Here is a 5,055-nt window from a genome sequence, read left to right on the forward strand (position 1 = left end):
ATTCATACTAGGAGGTGATTCTTTTATGGAGGAAAATAGAAATCTGAAAAAAATGAAAAAATCATATTTAAATAGATCAAAACAATATAATTCCATTATCGGTGAGATTAATAAAATCAATATCAAGAGAATTTATTATGTTGGAATGGGAATTATTTTTGTGAGTTTAGTAGTTCTTATATATTGTTTGTTTTTTGTAACTCCAGAAACTATTGAACAAGTGAAGTGGCGAAGAGGCCTTTTTACAACTTATTTTGTTTTACTATTATTAATGATTATGATTGTTAGTTTAATTTTTTATTTTCAAAGAAAGAAAAATGTGAGTAAGCTCATTTTTTCTATACAATATGTGATGGTTGGTACAATTATTATCAGTGGTTCTATGTTAAGTGTATTTGCTCAGTTGACTAACACAAGTATAATGCCATTTTTAATTGGTTGTATTCTAATTGGATCTTTATTTATTATTAGACCAATTGTTGCAGTGTTAATTTATTTATTAGGTTATGGTGTTATCTTTTATTTTATGGGATTTACACAATTCCATGAAGGAATATTGATTTCAAATAGGATAAATGGGCTAGCTATCATTGCCATGAGTGCATGTTTATCTTTTGTATTATGGAAAGCAAATGTTGTAAATATTCAACAAGGACAACTAATTCAACAGCAACAGGAAGATTTGAAGGATAAAAACAAGGAACTTCAAATGGCTTTTTTGCAATCACAAATTAAACCTCATTTTTTATATAATACATTAAACACAATCATGTATTTTTGTTATATAGATGACTCGAAAAAAGCTGCTGAACTTCTTGAATCTCTTTGTGAATATCTTCATAAAAGCTTTGATCTTGAAGGTATGGAAGAGAGCGTTAATATTGGTAGGGAAATGGAGTTAACGAAAGCGTATCTTCATATTGAACAAGCAAGATTTGGCAATCGTTTAGAAGTGATACAGGAGGTAGATGAATCATTATTTGAGGAGAAAATTTTGCCATTAACCATTCAACCATTAGTGGAAAATGCTATTAAACATGGCCTCATGCCGAGAAGTAAAGGGGGCTATGTGAAGATAAGTGTAATGAAAGAAGGGAATGATATATTGATAAGCGTCGAAGATAATGGAATTGGAATATCATCTGATGAAATGGAAGAACAAGTTCATAATAAAAGTTCACTAATTAGAGAAAGAACTGGTGTAGGTCTTGAGAATATTAGAAAGAGATTGAATCAATATTATGGAGTTAAACTAAAGGTTGTCTCACAACCCGGAATAGGAACAAAAGTAAGTTTTATAGTGAATAGTAAAGCTAATTGAGTCTAATCTCAATAAGTATGTACACGTCACAAACCATCACAATCAGTTAATGGATTGGATGGTGAGGTTTCAAGGGGTCGCGACCAGATTTTTAGACAACTACCTATACTGGTTCAGCTTTCTTCAACAAAGTAAAAATATAGAGGGAAAAGCGAGGATCCATTAAATGCTGCTCAGTATTTGCCAAAACTCAAAACAAAATCACTGTGAATTTTTGCAAAAGGTATAAAAAAACAGCCATTTCAACAAAGGAACGGCTGTATTTCTTATTCTCCTAAAACCTACGATTGTTGAAAAGAACTTTATTTTTCTTGATAAAGGTATTTAAGTATTTCAGGGAAGCGTTCTCGCCAAGCGGTTTCAGTATGTTCAGCACCTTCCACAATTTCAAAACGATAATTAAGTCCTTTTTTATCGATTACATTCTTGAAGGAAATGTTAGAACTAAGATAAACATCTGGTCCAAATGTTGCAGTTTGTTCCATCGTTCCTATATCAAAATAAAACCTTTTTACATTCGTTAAGTCACATCTTTCAGCTAGGTTCTCGATTTCATTTTGACTTAACCAATAAGCGTTTGATAGTGCAGCGACTCTTTTAAATATAGAAGGATATTTACACATAGCATATGTAGATATTAGTCCTCCAGACGAACTCCCAGCCATAGCAGTATCATCTTTTACTGTTCTATATTTATTATCAATATAAGGCTTTAATTCATTTACAATAAAATCTATGTAATGCTCTCCTTCTCCACCTAAATTAATTGATTTATCAATGGATAAACCTTCATTTATTTTTTTATCACTTATCCAAGGTCCCAGTTCGTCAAAACGTTTTGTTCCTTCTCCGTTACAATCGATCCCGACAACAATAAGGTCTAATCCACTCTTATTTACACAATCTATTATTCCCCAACTTGTACCAAAGAAAGAATCTTCATCTCGAAATAAATTTTGAGCATCGTGCATATATAAAACACGATATTTCTTATTGTTGTTTTCGTAGTCATTCGGAAGAAGAATACGTATTTTTCTACTTCTATTTAAAGATGATATATTGATCGTAAATTCTTCAAGCATTATTTTACTTCCTCTCAATTTTATGTATGTAATAGTTTTGTTCCTCTCATTTGCTGAATATACACTTATAATTATAATACCCTAAAAAGTACATTGTTCCTTGTAATATTCAAAAGCAATAAGGTTTACGAAAAAAAAGCAAAAAAATATAATAATAGTATGGTAGGGACTGTCCTATAGATTAGTAAAACTAACTATGAGCAGTCCTTTTTTTGTATGTAATGTAAATATTTTATATAGGTAATATAAGTAAAATTATGGATAAATAACCATTAAATTGTCGAAATTTGTGATATGATTGAATTTAATGGAAAAGGAGGAAATGTAATTAATGAAATCTGCGGCAAAATTGCTTCTATGTTTCTTGGTTGTTGCGTCTACAATTTTAGTTACTGGAGTCAGTAATTCAGAAGCAACAACAACTTTTAAAGACATTGGAACTGACCATCGGGCTTATAAGGAGATTACATATTTAGCTCAAGGGAAAATTGTAAATGGTGATGCTAAAGGGTATTACAATCCGAAAAGTAAAGTTACTCGTGCAGAATTTACAGCCTTACTAGGTCGTGCACTTGGTTTAGATGGAACTCAAAAGAAAACAAAGTTTAAAGATGTAGGTGTTAATAACTTTGCATCAGGTTATATCCATTCAGCAGTTCAAAACAATATCATCTCAGGATATAAAGACGGTTCATTTAAGCCAAATGGTTATGTCACACGTGGTGAAATGGCTATCATCATTAGTAGAGCCTTTAATTATAGTTTTGACAATACTGCCTCTGGTGCAGCTCAAGCTATTATGTCAAGAAGTATTGACACTCGTTTAGATGATGGTACTTTCGGAACTAATCGTGAGGCTCTTCGTGAAGAAACAGCTATTTATTTGGCCAGAGCTATTAATTACACGCTTAGACTAAACCCAACAACAACTTTTAACAGTACGAAATATGTAACGATAGATTCGCTAAATATGAGAAAAGGTCCTTCTACGAATTTTGATATTGTCGGCAAGTTGAAGAAAAATGATCGTGTAGCAGTTGCTTACACTGTTGGTAATTGGTCACTTGTAAAGACTAGTAAAAATATAGTTGGTTTCGTTTCTACTACGTATTTATCATCAAAAAGTGGCGGTGGGCCAGTAACTGGTGGAGACGATGGATCAGAAGCTGGTAAAAATGCTCTTACCTCGCAAACACTTGTTATTGATCCAGGTCATGGTGGAACAGATCCTGGGGCAGCTGGATTTGGATTACGCGAGAAAGATGTTGTGTTAGATGTTTCTCTTAAACTAAAAGCTTTACTTGCACAAACACCATTAACAGTCATTTATACGAGAACCACTGATAGTTATCCGACATTATCAGAACGAACAAAAATTGCAAACAACGCGAATGCAGATACGTTTGTTAGTGTACATGCCAACGCTGCAAATGGAAAAGCTAGTGGTACTGAAACTTGGTACTACGATCCAAATGCACCTATAAGATATAAAAAGAGTTCAAATAGAGCCGTTGACAGCAAGAAATTAGCCGAGTTCATTCAAGCACGTTTACATGTTTCATTAAATACGAAGAATCGTAAGGTTAAACCAGATCAGGAATTCGCAGTGCTCAACAGTACAAAAATGCCCGCTGTCTTAGCTGAATTAGGTTTTATCGATAATAAAGAAGATAACGCAAAACTTGCATCTCCTGCCTATCGCCAAAAAGCAGCTGAAGCTATTTATTTAGGGTTACTAGATTACTATAAATATAAAGGCTTTGATGTAGCAAGTCTTTACAATATCGTAAATTAAGTATTTTTAGCGTAAATTTTTTTCTATTATTGACTGAAATTTACGCTAATTTCATTATTTTTTGAATGTAACAAACTGTCAACCTATATCAATCAGAAATATAATCTCAAAATTAATATTCTCAGTGAAATACTACTGGGTAATGAAGCGGGTGATCCTAATTAAATCAGCTTTTAATTTATTGTAGAAGAAAAGAAGCATCCAAGAAATAAACGCGCTTCAGAATAAAAAAGGAAATAGTTGTTTTGTTTGAATTTATAAAAAAATATAAAAAGTCAAATAAAGTGGTTTACAAATTGCAAATCTTTGGATATACTTACCAATATAACAAATTTAACTAAAGGAGGTCGAGGAAAATGATGAATCTTAATTATTCGCCCAGCACTAACCACTCAAAATTTCATATTCCAACATTCGACCTATTAGGTGTACAAATTTGTTAATGAAAAGATTGTAATTCTTTTTATTTATACATTACAGCCGTAGGAGAATGTTATTTCCTGCGGCTTTGTTATGCCAATATAGGGATAGTTGTCGAGAAATTTGACAACTATTTGTATCCTAAAAGCCGCAGGAACGTGATTCCTAGCGGTTTTTTTGTATCGGAAATAAAGGAGGTGATAAGTTATGACGATCAACATGTTATTTTTTACTGTGACTTTTAAACTTAATAAGATGACTAAAGAAGAGGCACTTCATCAACAAAGAGTTAAGAAAATTTTTGAGGAAAACGCTGTGAAAATAAGTCAATACGGACCATTTATGTAATGACAATACTAAATAATTCGGAAGGTGGAGATGATTATGAAAAAAATCATTATAAAAAGATTGGAAAAGTTATGGGTTCAGACAGATAG

4 protein-coding genes and 1 pseudogene are annotated in these 5,055 nt (G+C 32.1%); 4 read left to right on the forward strand and 1 reads right to left on the reverse strand.

Features of this window, described 5'->3' with window-relative positions:
* Positions 1 to 25: 25 nt before the first annotated feature.
* Positions 26 to 1,321, forward strand: a complete 1,296-nt coding sequence (locus V7014_RS23970) for a sensor histidine kinase (RefSeq protein WP_335511076.1) — start codon at positions 26 to 28, stop codon at positions 1,319 to 1,321.
* Between the two features lie 22 nt (positions 1,322 to 1,343).
* A pseudogene (locus tag V7014_RS23975) lies at positions 1,344 to 1,463 on the forward strand (IS1595 family transposase); the annotation flags it as partial.
* Positions 1,464 to 1,623: 160 nt separating this feature from the next.
* On the opposite strand, the gene V7014_RS23980 reads toward V7014_RS23975, so the two are convergent.
* Positions 1,624 to 2,403 (reverse strand): alpha/beta hydrolase, encoded by a 780-nt coding sequence (locus V7014_RS23980; RefSeq protein WP_335511078.1) that lies wholly within the window; start codon positions 2,401 to 2,403, stop codon positions 1,624 to 1,626.
* 331 nt (positions 2,404 to 2,734) lie between these two features.
* Between V7014_RS23980 and V7014_RS23985 the strand changes: the two genes are divergently transcribed.
* On the forward strand, positions 2,735 to 4,198 hold the full coding sequence (locus V7014_RS23985) for an N-acetylmuramoyl-L-alanine amidase (protein ID WP_335511080.1): 1,464 nt from the start codon (positions 2,735 to 2,737) through the stop codon (positions 4,196 to 4,198).
* A 627-nt stretch (positions 4,199 to 4,825) separates the two neighbouring features.
* The gene (locus V7014_RS23990) at positions 4,826 to 4,966 is read left to right on the forward strand and encodes a YrzI family small protein (protein ID WP_335511082.1); all 141 of its coding nucleotides are present in this window, start codon (positions 4,826 to 4,828) and stop codon (positions 4,964 to 4,966) included.
* Positions 4,967 to 5,055 lie beyond the last annotated feature (89 nt).

This window comes from Bacillus sp. JJ722 (genome assembly GCF_036963345.1).
Lineage (GTDB): Bacteria > Bacillota > Bacilli > Bacillales > DSM-1321 > Bacillus_AD.